Below are 14,568 nucleotides of genomic sequence, written 5' to 3'. Positions count from 1 at the left end.
CCGCAAGTCCCGGGTCGCAGCTGTAGCTGCTCCTGCGGCGAGGTGGGGGGATCATTCCAGGCCTTCGGCCTTCAATGCCTCCTGCACGCCGGCGTCGGCATCCATGCGCGCCTTGAACGCGGCGACGTGGTCCAGGCCCGCCATGTCCACGCGGGTGCCCTGCGCCCAGCGCACGGTCATGTAGAAGTACGGGTCGGCGAAGCTGCGGAAACCGGCAAGCCAGTCGTTGCCGGCCAGGCGCTTGTCGGCGGTTTCCATGAGTCCGCGGACCATGGTTCGCGCGGCCGTCTTGACCGCGTCGTGCTGCGAGTCGCTGCCGATGTAGCGCGCGGGCGAGAAGATCGGCTTGAACGCCGGATGCACGTCCGAGTTGACGAAGGCCAGCCAGCGCACGGCTTCGGCACGCTGGCGCGGGGATCCGTCGCCGCCCAGGGCCGCCTGCGGATGCGTGTCGGCGATGTAGCCCATGATCGCGGCGTTCTGCGTGAGCACGAAATCGCCGTCGATCAGCGCCGGCACCGCGCCCGCGGGGTTGATGGCGAGGAAGGCGGGCGCCTTCATCGCGGGACCGTCGAGGATCTCGACCTCGAACGGACCACCCGCCCACTGCAGGACGATGTGGACGGCCGTCGAGCAGGCGCCCGGCTTGGAATACAGCTTCATGTGCGGCTCCGCATGTGTGGAGCCGCCATCATCGACCTTGGCCACACCCTGCTCAAGGCTTGCGTGGCTGTGGCTAGCGGCGAGGTGTCAGGACTTCGGCTTCAGGTTCTGCACGCGCAGGAACGTGTGGTCGCCGATGGTCGCCACCTGGTAGGCGTTGCGCCAGCTCGGGCTCGCGATCGCATGGGCCAGGAAGTGGCTGGCGCCGGGCACGACTTCATTGCGCACGTCGGCCGGCAGCGCCCAGTTGCGCTGCGACTCCAGGGCGATGGTCACCGACTGCGACCAGGCCTCGGTGTTGGTCAGGCGCGTGCGCGGCGAAACGATGGTCGGCGCGAACTGCTTGCGCGCGGTCACCACGTCACACACCGAATCGCCCCACAGGCCGCTGTCGGCGCGGCGCAGGGCCACTTCGGCCACCGCGCGCTGGCCCAGGACGGACTGGTCGCGTGCTTCGAGGTACAGCGTTGTGCTGAGGCACAGCGAATCTGCGGCTGGTGGAGGCAGTACCGATGCCAGCCACAGGATCCAGGCGAGTTTCATGACGGCTCCTTGCTCCGTTGCGCCGCCCGCGCAGCCATGGCCGGACCCGTTGAGGGTCCGGGCCACCGCGTCGCGGAACGGCCTGGCGTATTGGGGAGGGCGGCGGCACTCTGTGGCGCTTTGCTGCCCGGGCGCGAAGCCCGCGGGAGTGCGGGCCGTGCCGGTTCCGCCGAAGACGCGGCGGAGAAAGTCGGCGCACCTTACTGCCGGTTTTCGCAATCCCGGCTGAACGGGGGGTGGCCGGGCATTTGTGCTTTTGACTGAAACCTGAATGGGATCCGGCGGCCGGGATGCAGGGCAGGACGGCTCCGACCCGGACTCAGAGTGCGGCAGCGAGCCGGCTTCCCTGGTCGATCGCGCGCTTGGCATCCAGCTCCGCGGCCACGTCGGCGCCTCCGATCACATGGACTTCGGCAGCGACGCCCGCCAGCGGTTCGAACAGCTCGCGCTGCGGCTCCTGTCCGGCGCAGACCACCACGTGGTCGACCTCGAGGACCTGGTCGACGCCGTCGATGGCCACGTGCAGGCCGGCGTCGTCCACGCGTCGGTACTCCACGCCGCCGAGCATGCGCACGCCCTTGGCCTTCAGCGTCGCGCGGTGGATCCAACCGGTGGTCTTGCCCAGCCGCGCGCCCGGACGACCATCGCTGCGCTGCAGCAGCCAGACGTCGCGCGCGGGGGGCTCCGGTCGCGGGGGCTTCAGGCCGCCCGGCGTGTCCGACGCGAGGTCGACGCCCCACTCCTGCATCCAGCGCGCGGTATCGAGGCTGGGCGATGGACCTTCGTGGACCACGAACTCCGCGACGTCGAAGCCGATGCCGCCCGCCCCGATGATCGCGACGCGCCTGCCGGGGAGCACCCTGCCAAGCAGCACATCGACATAGCCGATCACGCTGGGATGGTCGTGGCCCTCGAAGTCGACCGCGCGCGGAACCACGCCGGTGGCCAGGACCACGGCGTCAAAGCCGGCCAGCAGCGCTGGCGTCGCCCGCGTGCCCAGGCGCAGCGTGACGCCCGTTTCGTCCAGGCGGTGGCCGAAGTAGCGCAGCGTTTCGTCGAACTCTTCCTTGCCTGGGATCCGCCGCGCAAGCTTGAACTGGCCGCCGATGGCGTCACTGGCCTCGAACAGGGTCACCGCGTGCCCGCGTGCGGCCGCCACCGTGGCGCAGGCGAGCCCGGCCGGCCCGGCCCCGACCACGGCGATCCGCCGCGGCGCGGCCGTCGGCATGTAGGAGAGCTCGGTCTCGTGGCAGGCGCGCGGGTTGACCAGGCAGCTTGCGCGGCGGTTCTGGAACACGTGGTCCAGGCAGGCCTGGTTGCAGGCGATGCAGGTGTTGATGCTGTCGGCGCGTCCAGCGGCGGCCTTGGCCACCCACTCCGGGTCGGCCAGCAGCGGCCGTGCCATCGACACCATGTCGGCCTGGCCGGCGGCGAGGATCGCCTCGGCGACCTCGGGCATGTTGATGCGGTTGGTCGCCACCAGCGGTACGGAGACCTCGGGCCGGAGCCGCGCGGTGACGCCGGCGAAGGCCGCTCGCGGCACCGAGGTGGCAATGGTCGGCACGCGCGCCTCGTGCCAGCCGATGCCGGTATTGATGAGGGTCGCGCCCGCGGCCTCGACGGCCCGCGCCTGGGCGACGATCGCCGGCCAGTCGTTGCCGTCCTCCACGAGGTCGAGCATCGACAGTCTGTAGATGATGATGAAGTCGGGGCCGCAGGCTTCGCGCACGCGGCGTACCGTTTCCACGGCAAAGCGCATCCGGTTCTCGACGCTGCCGCCCCAGCGGTCCGCGCGGCGGTTGGTGCGGGCAACGGTGAACTGGTTGAGCAGATAGCCCTCCGAACCCATGACCTCGACGCCGTCGTATCCGGCGTCGCGTGCCAGTCGCGCGGCATGGGCGAAGGCGTCGATCCGGCGCTCCACGCCCCGTGCGGACAGGGCGCGAGGGCGGAAGGGATTGATGGGCGTTTTCAGCGCAGAAGCCGACACCGACAGCGGGTGGTAGGCGTAGCGCCCCGCGTGCAGCAGCTGCAGGCAGATGCGGGCGTCGTGCGCATGCACTGCCGCGGTGACCAGGCGGTGGCGGGCCACTTCCCAACTCCGGGTGAGCTTGCCGGCGAACGGCTTCAGCCAGCCGTCGAGGCTGGGTGCGAAGCCTCCGGTAACCATCAGCCCGACGCCGCCGGCGGCGCGCTCGGCGAAGTAGGCCGCCAGCTTCGGGAAGTCGCGGCACCGATCCTCGAGACCGGTGTGCATCGAGCCCATCAGCACGCGGTTGCGCAGGGTGGTGAAACCGAGGTCCAGCGGGGCCAGGAGGTGCGGGTAGGGCCGGGCATCGGTCATCTTTGCATTCGCTTGCGTATGGAATGCTTCACCATGCAGGGAAGCGGTGTTCCGCGGCAAGTGATGGCAAAGGCGACTTTCCGGAAGGATTTGTTAGGCCAGCGTTAACGTCCTCTTCACATCCCCGAATCTAACCTGCATCCCGATGGCGGCCCCGGTGGCGGCCGTCGTACCCCACACCAGTGTTGCGATCCAGGCGTTTGCCGGTCCCGCCCACTATCCAAGGAGCGACAATGATGATGAACAAGACGCTGCTCTGTGCAGCCATGTTGATGGCTGGCCTGGGTGCCACCCATGCCGCCTCCGCCCAGGAGTTCGATGACCGTTGGTACCTGACCGGCAGCGCCGGCATGAACCTCCAGGATGGCGAGCGCGACACGCGCAATGCGCCGTTCCTGGGTCTCGGCATCGGCAAGTTCATCGCGCCCGAGTGGTCGGTGGACGCCGAACTGAATTACCAGAACCCGCAGAAGGACGCCAACCGCGACCTGAACTGGAGCCAGTACGGCATTTCGCTGGACCTGCGCCGCCACTTCCTGTCCGAGGGTCGCAGCTGGAACCCGTACCTGCTGGCCGGCATCGGCTACCAGCGTTCGGAGGAAGAGTACGACGCGTTCCCGAGCCCCAATTCCCCCGGTCAGCGCGAAGACGGCAATCTCGCCGCCAAGATCGGCGTGGGCGCCCAGGGTGACGTCGGCCGCGTAAAGGTCCGCACGGAGCTGGCCTATCGCGCCGACTTCGACGACAGCAGCGTCTCTGCTCCCAGCGAAGACTGGTTCGGCGACGTGCTGGCCACGGTGGGCATCGTGATCCCGCTGGGTCCGGAGCCGACCGCTCCGGTCGCGCCGGCGCCCGCGCCGGCCGCCCCGAGCTGCGCCGACATGGACAGCGACGGTGACGGCGTGAACGATTGCGACGACCGTTGCCCGGATTCGCAGCCTGGCCAGACGATCGGTCCGGACGGCTGCCCGGTGCCGGTGTCGATCGACCTGAAGGGCGTGAACTTCGACTTCGACAAGTCGACCCTGCGTCCGGATGCGGTGTCGATCCTGAACGAGGCGATCGAGATCCTGAAGCGTTATCCGGAGCTGAAGGTCGAAGTGGCTGGCCACACCGACTCGAAGGGCACCGATGCGTACAACCAGGCCCTGTCGGAGCGCCGCGCGACTGCGGTGTACGACTACCTGGCCTCGAACGGCATCGACAGCTCGCGCATGGTGGGTCCGACCGGTTACGGCGAGAGCCGCCCGATCGCGCCGAACACCAACGATGACGGTTCGGACAACCCGGAAGGTCGTGCGATCAACCGCCGCACGGAGCTGAACGTCCAGAACTGAGGACGCAATGGCTACGGACGGGGCCCGGTTACTGCCGGGCCCTGTCTTTTAATGGATGGTTAACATCTAACTGAATTGTGTATGATTGCGCCGCGACTGGCAGGGTCGGGCGGCTGGTGGCCGGCCTCCCATCACAGCCATCCCCGATCATTTCCTGACTGACATCTAGGAGTTACGTAATGAAGACTCGCGTGCTGAGCACCGCCCTGTTGGCAGGCCTCGCATTTTCGTATGCCGCCTCCGCCCAGGAGTTCGATGACCGTTGGTACCTGACCGGCAGCGCCGGCATGAACCTCCAGGATGGCGAGCGCGACACGCGCAATGCGCCGTTCCTGGGTCTCGGCATCGGCAAGTTCATCGCGCCCGAGTGGTCGGTGGACGCCGAACTGAATTACCAGAACCCGCAGAAGGACGCCAACCGCGACCTGAACTGGAGCCAGTACGGCATTTCGCTGGACCTGCGCCGCCACTTCCTGTCCGAGGGTCGCGGCTGGAACCCGTACCTGCTGGCCGGCATCGGCTACCAGCGTTCGGAGGAAGAGTACGACGCGTTCCCGAGCCCCAACTCCCCCGGTCAGCGCGAGGAAGGCAACTTCGCCGCCAAGGTCGGTGTCGGCGCGCAGGGTGACGTCGGCCGCGTAAAGGTCCGCACGGAGCTGGCCTATCGCGCCGACTTTGACGACCGCAGCGTCTCTGCTCCCGGCGAAGACTGGTTGGGCGACGTGCTGGCCACGGTGGGCGTCGTGATCCCGCTGGGTCCGGAGCCGACCGCCCCGGTCGCCCCGGCGCCCGCGCCGGTGGCCCCGAGCTGCGCCGACATGGACAGCGACGGTGACGGCGTGAACGATTGCGACGACCGCTGCCCGGATTCGCAGCCTGGCCAGACGATCGGTCCGGACGGCTGCCCGGTACCGGTGTCGATCGACCTGAAGGGCGTGAACTTCGACTTCGACAAGTCGACCCTGCGTCCGGATGCGGTGTCGATCCTGAACGAGGCGATCGAGATCCTGAAGCGTTATCCGGAGCTGAAGGTCGAGGTGGCTGGCCACACCGACTCGAAGGGTACCGATGCGTACAACCAGGCCCTGTCGGAGCGCCGCGCGACTGCGGTGTACGACTACCTGGCCTCGAACGGCATCGACAGCTCGCGCATGGTGGGTCCGACCGGTTACGGCGAGAGCCGCCCGATCGCGCCGAACACCAACGATGACGGTTCGGACAACCCGGAAGGCCGTGCGATCAACCGCCGCACGGAGCTGAACGTCCAGAACTGAGGACGGCGGCACTGGCAACACCACGAAGCCCGGCCTTGTGCCGGGCTTCGTGTATCCGGCGGCTGCTACACTTCCGGCCGGATCTCAGCAGTGGATGTAGGCGATGAAGCGTCTGGCGTGGCTAGTGGTGGCGACAGCGGGCCTCGCGGCCCCCGGCCTGGCAGCGGCGGCGGTGGATTGCGCCGGCCTGCCCAATACGGGCGCGAACGTGCAGCGTGTGACCGTGCTCGCACCGCTGGCCCTGGAGTTGACGGCGCCGTCGTACATGCTCGGCGCCAACAGCGGTGTCCTCGGGCATGCCTATGACGAATCGCACACCGTCGACGAAGTGCTGCTGCGCCGACGCATCGAGGGCTGCCGCAACGTGGCCATCGCGCCGCCTGCCAGCGTCGCCGATCCGAACGACCCGGCCGCCTACAAGCCCAGGACCGAGTTCGACAACGCGCCCTGGCGCTTCGACATGAACCAGAACGGCCGGCAGATGACTGCCGATGAGTTCGATGCCTGGATGAAGTCCCGCGGCGTGCGCATTGCGCGCGGAGCCGCGCCGGCCGCAGCGGCCGTGGCCGCGCCAGGTGCAGACGGGACTGCGACGGCTCCCGTCGGAGACCAGTCCGCGCCGGTCCAGGCGAAACCCGAAGCGAAACCCGAAGCAGATCCGGAAGCGGCCCCCGAAGCGGACCCGGAAGCCGACGGTGGCGGGCCGCGCTGACCGCCTTGTACTGACCCCCGTCCTGGCCCGCGGCTACTGGCCGGCGGCCAGCTGCGGGTCCGCAAGGACCCGCGGCCTGCAGATCAACTCCTGAGCACGCCCAGTTCACGCCCGATGCGCGTGAAGGCGTCGACCGCCCGCTCCAGGTGCTCGCGGGTGTGCGCGGCCGACAGCTGCGTGCGGATGCGCGCCTGGTCCTTGGGCACCACCGGGAAGAAGAAGCCGATCGCGTAGATGCCTTCCTCGAGCAGGCGCTCGGCGAAGCGCTGCGCCAGCGGCGCGTCGTACAGCATCACCGGGACGATCGGGTGCACACCCGGCTTGAGGTCGAAGCCGGCGGCGCTCATGCGCTCGCGGAACCAGGCGGTATTGGTGGCCAGGCGCTCGCGCAGCTCGCCGGCGGCATCGAGCATCTGGAACGCCTTCGTGCCCGCGGCCACCACGTGCGGCGGCAGCGAGTTGGAGAACAGATAGGGTCGCGAGCGCTGGCGCAGCAGTTCCACCACTTCGGCCTTCGCCGTCGTGAAGCCGCCCAGCGCGCCGCCCATCGCCTTGCCCAGCGTGCCGGTGATGATGTCGATCCGGTCCAGAACGCCCTTGACCTCAGCCGAGCCGCGGCCCGTGGCGCCGAGGAAACCGGTGGCGTGGCACTCGTCGATGTGGACCAGGGCGTCGTACTTCGCCGCCAGCGCCGTGATCTCGTCGAGCGGCGCAATGAAGCCGTCCATCGAGAACACGCCGTCGGTGGTGATCATGATCGTGCGTGCGCCATCGGTGCGGGCCTGCTGGAGCTGCTTCTCCAGGTCCGCCATGTCGCAGTTGGCGTAGCGGTAGCGCTTCGCCTTGCACAGGCGCACGCCGTCGATGATCGAGGCATGGTTGAGCGAATCACTGATGATCGCGTCCCCTTCGCCCAGCAGCGGCTCGAACAGGCCGCCGTTGGCGTCGAAGCAGGCGGCGTAGAGGATGGTGTCCTCCTTGCCGAAGAAGTCCGCGATGGTCTGCTCCAGCTCCTTGTGCAGGTCCTGGGTGCCGCAGATGAAGCGCACCGAGGCCATGCCGAAGCCGTGCGTGTCCAGCGCGTCGCGCGCGGCGGCGATGACGTCGGGATGGTCGGCCAGGCCGAGGTAATTGTTGGCGCAGAAGTTCAGCACCGTGCGGCCGTCGGCCAGTTCGATCTCCGCCGACTGCGGGCTGGTGATGATGCGCTCGGCCTTGAACAGGCCCGCCTCGCGGATCTCGGCCAGGGTCTCGCTATAGCGTTCGGTGAGGGACACGGGACACTCCTCGAAGGTTGGGGAGGCAGGTGGCGCCGCCGCGACGCGACCTTCGGCGGCATGGATGCCGCCGATGAGCCTACATGGACGTATTCACGGCGTGTCGCGCCGCGGCGGCGCCACCTGCCTCGCGCCGGACATCGGCCACCGGCCAGCGCGACCAGCCCGCACCTGTCACCAGCTCAGGACCACCTTGCCCGACTTGCCGCTCTCCATCAGGTCGAAGCCCTTCTGGAACTCGTCGGCCGGCAGCTGGTGGCTGAGCACCTTGTGCAGCGGGAAGCCCGAGAGCACGAGCTGGGTCATCTTGTACCAGGTCTCGTACATGCGCCGGCCGTAGATGCCGTGCAGGGTCAGGCCCTTGAAGATCACGCGGTCCCAGTCGATGCCGGCGCCCTTGGGCAGCAGGCCGAGGAGGGCGACCTTGCCGCCGTGGTACATGCAGTCGAGCATGTCGTTGAACGCCGCCGGATTGCCGCTCATCTCCAGGCCGACGTCGAAGCCGTCCATGTGGAGTTCGGCCATGACGTCCTTGACCGAGGTCTTGCTGACGTTGACCACGCGGGTGGCGCCCATGTCGGCGGCCAGCTTCAGGCGGAAGTCGTTGACGTCGGTGACCACCACGTTGCGCGCACCGATGTGCTTGCAGATGCCCGCGGCCATGACCCCGATCGGGCCGGCGCCGGTGATCAGCACGTCCTCGCCGACCACGTCGAACTCGAGCGCGCAGTGCGCGGCGTTGCCGTAGGGATCGAAGAAGGCGGCCAGCTCGCTCGGGATCTGGTCGGGGATGGGCCACAGGTTGCTGGCCGGCATCACGATGTACTCGGCGAAGGCGCCATTGCGGTTGACGCCGATGCCCACCGTGTTCGGGCACAGGTGCTGCTTGCCGGCGCGGCAGTTGCGGCACTGGCCGCAGACGATGTGCCCTTCGGCGGAGACGCGCTGGCCGACCTCGTAGCCGGTCGCGCCGGGGCCGAGCTTGACCACGCGGCCCACGAATTCGTGGCCGATCACCAGGCCCTGCGGGATGGTGCGCTGCGCCCACTCGTCCCAGAGGTAGATGTGCAGGTCGGTGCCGCAGATCGCGGTCTTCTCCAGGCGGATCAGCACCTCGTTCGGGCCCGGCTCCGGCACCGGGACTTCCTCCATCCAGATGCCCTTGGCGAGCTCGCGCTTGACCAGCGCCTTCATGGTGGTGGGGATGGCGGACTGTTGCGGCTGCGACATGGTGGGCCGATCGGTTCAGGTCTGGGATGCGCATTGTACCGTCGCCCCCCCGGCGATGACCGTCGGCATTTGCCTGCGGCGGCCGCCACGGCCTAAGGTCGCGGGCTGTCCAGACCAACGGGGATCCCATGCGCCTGTGCTTCACCACCGCGGCCATTGCCGCCCTCCTGCTCCCCGCCGCCGCCCTTGCCGACGAGGGCATGTGGCTTCCGTCCCAGCTGCCGGAGATCGAAACGGCCATGCGCGGGGCGGGGTTCCAGGGCGATCCGGCGAACCTGTCAGACCTGTCCCGGCCGCCGATGAGCGCCGTGGTCTCGCTGGGCGGCTGCACCGCGAGCTTCGTGTCGCCGCAGGGCCTGGTAGTCACCAACCACCACTGCGCCCACGGCGCGATCCAACTGAATTCGACGCCGGAGAACAACCTGATCGTCAACGGCTTCAATGCCGCCACGATGGCCGACGAAGTCTCCGCCGGACCGGGGGCGCGGGTGCTGGTGACCGACCGCTTCGAGCGCATCACCGACCGCATCCTCGCCGACGCCCGGGGCAAGACCGGACGCGCCTACCACGACGCCGTCGAGGCCGCGTCCAAGGCCGCCGTGGCCGAGTGCGAGGCCGAGCCCGGCTACCGCTGCAGCGTGGCCGACATGTACTACGGCACCGACTTCCACCTGGTGCGCCAGCTCGAGCTGAAGGACATCCGCCTGGCCTACGCGCCGCCGGATGCGATCGGCAGCTATGGCGACGAGATCGACAACTTCATGTGGCCGCGGCACAGCGGCGACTTCACCTTCTATCGCGCCTACGTCGGCCCGGACGGCCTGCCGGCGGCGTACTCGCCCGACAACGTGCCCTACCGGCCGGCGGCGTGGCTGGAGGTGTCGACGGATCCGCTGGCCGAGGGCGACTTCGCCATGCTGGCGGGCTATCCCGGACGCACCTTCCGCCACCGCACGGCCGCGGAGTTCGCCGACCAGGTCGAGTGGCAGCTGCCCTCGCGCGTGGAGCTGATGGATGCGCTGCTGGCGGCCGTCGAACGCGGTTCGGCCGGCGACGCCGATGCCGAAGTGCGCTACGCCGCCCAGGTCGCCGGCCTGAAGAACACCCTCAAGCGTGCCCAGGGCGAGCTCGACGGCCTGCGTCGCAGCGATGCAGTGGCCGGGCGTCGACATGAGGAAGCGGTCATGTCCGAGTGGCTGGCAGGCCAGCCCGATGCCGCCGCCACCCGCGCCGATATCGCTGCCGCGCAGGAGGTGATCGCCGAGGCCCGCGCCACGCGCGAACGCGACCAGCTGTTCGCGATGCTGGGCGGCCGGACCCAACTGCTGCGTGGCGCCATGCAGCTGCAGCGGCTGGCGCTGGAGCGTGGCAAGCCGGATGCCGGGCGCGAGCCTGGCTACCAGCTGCGCGACGAAGCCCGGATCGAAGCCGCCCTGAAACAGGCCCAGCGCCGCTACGCGCCGGCGGTGGAGCGCGCGATCCTGACCGAGCTGCTGGCCCGCCATCGCGCACTGCCGGCCGCGCAGCGGGTGCCCGAAGTCGAGGCCGTGTTCGGCACCGATGCCGCCGCCACCGAAGCCGCGCTCGTGGCCCTGTACTCGGATACGGCGCTGGCCGCGGAGGAGGAGCGCCTGCGCCTGCTGGCGGCCGACCCGGCCGAAGTCCAGGCCTCGGCGGATCCCCTGATGGGCGCCGCGGCCACCCTGCTGCAGGCCGAGCTGCGCTTCGAGGACGAGGACAAGGCCCGCGCCGGTGAACTGCTGCGCCTGCGCCCGGCCTATATGCGCGGCATGATCGGCCACGCGCGCTCGCAGGGCAGGGCGGTGTACCCGGACGCCAACTCCACCCTGCGCGTGAGCTACGGCCGCATCAGCAGCCTGCAGCCGCGCGACGCGGTCAGCTGGTCGCCGCTGACCACGGTCGAGGGCATTGTCGAGAAGCACACCGGCGTGGATCCCTTCGACGCCCCGGCGCCGCTGCTCGCCGCCATTGCGCGGCGCGACTTCGGCGCCACGGTCGATCCCGGCCTCGGCACGCAGACGGTCAACTTCCTCACCAACCTGGACACCACCGGCGGCAACTCGGGTTCGCCGGTGATGGACGCCCGCGGTCGCCTGGTCGGCCTGAACTTCGACAGCAACTGGGAAGCGGTCAGCGCCAGCTGGAAGTTCGACCCGCGCTACAAGCGCGCGATCCATGTCGACGCCCGCTACATGCGCTGGATCATGGCCCGCGTCTATCCCGCGCCGCAGCTGCTGCGCGAGATGGGCCTGCCGCTCGACCAGGCCGACCGGCAGCGCCCGGCCGCCGCCGCCGGCCGTTAGACTCCGATCCATCCACCAGAATCCAGGATACCGACGCATGCGCAAGACCCTCATCGCCGCCGCCGCCGCCGCCGCAGTCACGGCCGCCGCCAGCCCCGCCTACGCCGGCGAAGGCATGTGGGTGCCGCAGCAGCTCCCCGAGATCGCGCTGCCACTGAAGAAGGCCGGGCTCAAGCTCAAGCCCGAGCAGCTTGCCGACCTCACCGGCGATCCCCTGGGCGCCGTGGTCTCGCTGGGCGGCTGCACCGCGAGCTTCGTCTCGCCGCAGGGCCTGGTCGCGACCAACCACCACTGCGCCTACGGCGCCATCCAGCTCAATTCGACGCCCGAGAAGAACCTGATGCGCGACGGCTTCTACGCCGCCGAGGTCGGTGACGAGATCAGCGCCGGGCCGAACTCGCGCATCTTCGCGCTGGAGTCGATCGAGGACGTCACCGCACAGGTGCAGGCCGCGGTCGACGGCGCCGCCGACGCCATCGGCCGCACCCATGCGCTCGACGCGATCGAGAAGTCCCTGGTGGCCTCCTGCGAGGCGGATGAAGGCTACCGCTGCCGCCTGTACAGCTTTGCCGGCGGCAACACCTACCGGCTGTTCAAGAACCTCGAGATCCGCGACGTGCGCCTGGTGTATGCGCCGCAGGGCAGCGTCGGCGCCTACGGTGGCGAGGTCGACAACTGGATGTGGCCGCGCCACACCGGCGACTTCTCTTTTTATCGCGCCTACGTGGGCAAGGACGGCAAGCCGGCGGCGTTCGCCGAAGACAACGTGCCCTACGAGCCGAAGCGCTGGCTCGAGTTCGCCGACCGTCCGCTGGGCGCAGGCGACTTCGTGATGGTGGCCGGCTATCCGGGCCGCACCGCGCGCTACGCCCTGGCCAGCGAGTTCCAGGACACCCGGGACTGGCAATACCCGACCATCGTCCGCCACTACAAGGCGCTGCAGAAGATGGTCGCCGACGCCGGCAAGGACAACGCCGACATCGAGGTCAAGTACGCCAGCGCCATGCGCGGCTGGGAAAACGTCTACAAGAACTACGACAGCCAGCTGGCCGGCTTCGAGCGTACGAACGCGATGGCCGCCAAGGAACAGCAGGAGGCCGAGGTGCTGGCCTGGGCGAAGGGCGAGGGCGAAGCCGGACAGCCCGTGCTCGACGCGCACGCGCAACTGCTGGAACTCAACGCCGTCGGCCGCGCCACGCGCGAGCGCGACCTGGTGTTCGGCCAGTTCAACGGCACCGGCGTGCTGTCGACCGCGATCCGCGCCTACCGCCTGGCGATCGAGCGCGAGAAGCCCGACGCCGACCGCGAGCAGGGCTACCAGGAGCGCGACCTGCCGACGCTGGAAGGTGCCGTGCGCCAGATGGAGCGCCGCTACGTGGCCGGGATGGATCGAGGCCTGCAGCGTTACTGGCTGGACGAGTACGTGAAGCTGCCGGAAGGACAGCGCGTCGAAGCGGTGGACACATGGCTCGGTGGCAGCGACGACAAGGCCATCGACCGCGCGCTCGACCGCCTTGGGCGCAGCGAACTGGCCGACGGCACCGACGTGCGCCTGAAGTGGCTGCAGGCCGACCGCCAGGCCTTCGAGTCCAGCAAGGACCCTGCGATCAGCTATGCGGTGGCGGTGATGCCGACCCTGCTGGCGCTTGAAGAGGAGCGCAAGGCACGTGCAGGCGACGCCCTGCTGGCGCGCCCGGTCTACCTGCAGGCGGTGGCCGACTACAAGGCCAGCAAGGGCGAGTTCGTCTATCCCGACGCCAACTCCTCGCTGCGCATCACCTTCGGCAACGTCAAGCCCTATACCAAGCTCGACGGCACGCCGCAGCAGCCGTTCACCGTGCTCGAAGAGATCCCCGCCAAGGACACCGGCGAGGAGCCCTTCGACTCCCCGAAGGTGCTGCTCGAGGCGATCGCGGACAAGCGCTACGGCGGCCTGCAGGATCGTCGCCTGAAGTCGGTGCCGGTGAACTTCCTCGCCGATCTCGACATCACCGGCGGCAATTCCGGCTCCCCGGTGCTCGACGCGCACGGCAAGCTGGTGGGCCTGGCCTTCGACGGCAACTGGGAATCGGTGGCCTCGAACTGGGTGTTCGACCCGGTGATGACGCGGATGATCTCGGTCGACCAGCGCTACATGCGCTGGATCATGCAGGAGGTCTTCCCGGCGCCGCGCGTGCTCGCCGAACTCGGGCTGGAGCCGAAGCGGTGAGGATCCTCCTGGCCCGCCACGGCGAGACGGACTGGAATCGCGAGGGCCGCTACCAGGGACAGGAGGACATCCCGCTGTCGGAGACCGGCGTCAAGCAGGCGCTGCGCCTGGGCGAACGCCTGCACGACCTGCGCATCGACCGCGCCGTGGCCTCGCCCCTGGGGCGCGCCTACGACACCGCCCGGCTGGCGCTGGGCGATGCGCGGGCCGACATGCTCGAGGTCGACCAGGACCTGATGGAGATCGCCCACGGCAGCTGGGAGGGCAAGCTCGCCAGCGAGATCCGCGAGTCCGACCCGGAGCGCCTGGCGGCCTGGCGCGACACGCCCGACAAGGTGCACATGCCCGGCGGCGAGTCGCTGAAGAAGGTGCTCGAGCGCGCCTGGCCGGCGTTCGCAAAGGCCTGCGAAGGGCTGGGGCCGGAGGACACGCTGCTGGTGGTTTCGCATGACGCGGTGAACCGCGTGCTGCTGTGCCGGGTGCTGGGCCTGCCGCTGTTCCGCCTGTGGACCTTCCGCCAGGCGCCGGCGACGCTGAACCTGCTCGAGGGCCCGGAACCCGGCCAGCTCGAGGTGGTGCGCCTGAACGACTGTGCGCACCACACGCTCCTGTTCGGCGAGGCGGTGCACCGGGCGCTGTAAGCGCCTTCCGTGCT

General features: G+C 69.3%; 10 protein-coding genes and 1 pseudogene. 6 read left to right on the top strand and 5 right to left on the bottom strand.

Annotated features, from left to right (window positions below; genetic code table 11):
• Positions 1–51: 51 nt before the first annotated feature.
• From E2169_RS03775 to E2169_RS03765, 3 genes are all read right to left on the bottom strand, one after another.
• On the bottom strand, positions 52–663 hold the full coding sequence (locus tag E2169_RS03775) for a glutathione S-transferase family protein (protein ID WP_132985238.1): 612 nt from the start codon (positions 661–663) through the stop codon (positions 52–54).
• Between the two features lie 87 nt (positions 664–750).
• The gene (locus E2169_RS03770) at positions 751–1,206 is read right to left on the bottom strand and encodes a cell wall hydrolase (protein WP_132985237.1); all 456 of its coding nucleotides are present in this window, start codon (positions 1,204–1,206) and stop codon (positions 751–753) included.
• 319 nt (positions 1,207–1,525) lie between these two features.
• Positions 1,526–3,550, bottom strand: a complete 2,025-nt coding sequence (locus E2169_RS03765; protein WP_132985236.1) for an NADPH-dependent 2,4-dienoyl-CoA reductase — start codon at positions 3,548–3,550, stop codon at positions 1,526–1,528.
• Between the two features lie 239 nt (positions 3,551–3,789).
• Here E2169_RS03765 and E2169_RS03760 point away from each other — a divergent pair, with 239 nt between their 5' ends.
• The 3 genes and pseudogenes from E2169_RS03760 to E2169_RS03750 all read left to right on the top strand — a co-directional run.
• Positions 3,790–4,887 (top strand): OmpA family protein, encoded by a 1,098-nt coding sequence (locus tag E2169_RS03760; RefSeq protein WP_132985235.1) that lies wholly within the window; start codon positions 3,790–3,792, stop codon positions 4,885–4,887.
• 179 nt (positions 4,888–5,066) lie between these two features.
• Positions 5,067–6,161, top strand: a complete 1,095-nt coding sequence (locus tag E2169_RS03755; RefSeq protein ID WP_132985234.1) for an OmpA family protein — start codon at positions 5,067–5,069, stop codon at positions 6,159–6,161.
• A gap of 103 nt (positions 6,162–6,264) precedes the next feature.
• Positions 6,265–6,744: pseudogene (locus E2169_RS03750) on the top strand (hypothetical protein); the annotation flags it as partial.
• A gap of 212 nt (positions 6,745–6,956) precedes the next feature.
• On the opposite strand, the gene kbl reads toward E2169_RS03750, so the two are convergent.
• Entirely contained in the window at positions 6,957–8,150 is a 1,194-nt protein-coding gene (gene kbl / locus E2169_RS03745; RefSeq protein ID WP_132985233.1) for a glycine C-acetyltransferase, read from the bottom strand.
• A gap of 174 nt (positions 8,151–8,324) precedes the next feature.
• Positions 8,325–9,356 (bottom strand): L-threonine 3-dehydrogenase, encoded by a 1,032-nt coding sequence (gene tdh, locus E2169_RS03740; protein ID WP_188726154.1) that lies wholly within the window; start codon positions 9,354–9,356, stop codon positions 8,325–8,327.
• A 152-nt stretch (positions 9,357–9,508) separates the two neighbouring features.
• Here tdh and E2169_RS03735 point away from each other — a divergent pair, with 152 nt between their 5' ends.
• From E2169_RS03735 to E2169_RS03725, 3 genes are read left to right on the top strand one after another with little or no spacing between them, the layout of a single operon-like run.
• A complete protein-coding gene (locus E2169_RS03735) occupies positions 9,509–11,704 on the top strand; it encodes a S46 family peptidase (RefSeq protein ID WP_229659096.1) in 2,196 nt (731 codons plus the stop codon).
• A gap of 37 nt (positions 11,705–11,741) precedes the next feature.
• Positions 11,742–13,913 (top strand): S46 family peptidase, encoded by a 2,172-nt coding sequence (locus E2169_RS03730; RefSeq protein ID WP_132985232.1) that lies wholly within the window; start codon positions 11,742–11,744, stop codon positions 13,911–13,913.
• The gene (locus E2169_RS03725; RefSeq protein WP_132985231.1) at positions 13,910–14,554 is read left to right on the top strand and encodes a histidine phosphatase family protein; all 645 of its coding nucleotides are present in this window, start codon (positions 13,910–13,912) and stop codon (positions 14,552–14,554) included. The genes E2169_RS03730 and E2169_RS03725 overlap by 4 nt, the downstream gene beginning before the upstream one ends.
• The last annotated feature ends 14 nt before the right edge of the window (positions 14,555–14,568 follow it).

It is taken from the genome of Luteimonas terricola (genome assembly GCF_004352845.1).
In the GTDB taxonomy this organism is placed as follows: domain Bacteria; phylum Pseudomonadota; class Gammaproteobacteria; order Xanthomonadales; family Xanthomonadaceae; genus Luteimonas; species Luteimonas terricola.
The sequence above is the reverse complement of the archived record's forward strand: the minus strand, read 5'-3'. Positions and strand labels throughout refer to the sequence as shown.

Coding starts and splice junctions, on each gene's coding strand:
- E2169_RS03760 (WP_132985235.1), top strand. CDS start 3,790: ATGAACAAGACGCTGCTCTGTGCAGCCATGTTGATGGCTGGCCTGGGT.
- E2169_RS03765 (WP_132985236.1), bottom strand. CDS start 3,550: ATGACCGATGCCCGGCCCTACCCGCACCTCCTGGCCCCGCTGGACCTC.
- E2169_RS03775 (WP_132985238.1), bottom strand. CDS start 663: ATGAAGCTGTATTCCAAGCCGGGCGCCTGCTCGACGGCCGTCCACATC.
- E2169_RS03755 (WP_132985234.1), top strand. CDS start 5,067: ATGAAGACTCGCGTGCTGAGCACCGCCCTGTTGGCAGGCCTCGCATTT.
- E2169_RS03770 (WP_132985237.1), bottom strand. CDS start 1,206: ATGAAACTCGCCTGGATCCTGTGGCTGGCATCGGTACTGCCTCCACCA.
- E2169_RS03735 (WP_229659096.1), top strand. CDS start 9,509: ATGCGCCTGTGCTTCACCACCGCGGCCATTGCCGCCCTCCTGCTCCCC.
- E2169_RS03730 (WP_132985232.1), top strand. CDS start 11,742: ATGCGCAAGACCCTCATCGCCGCCGCCGCCGCCGCCGCAGTCACGGCC.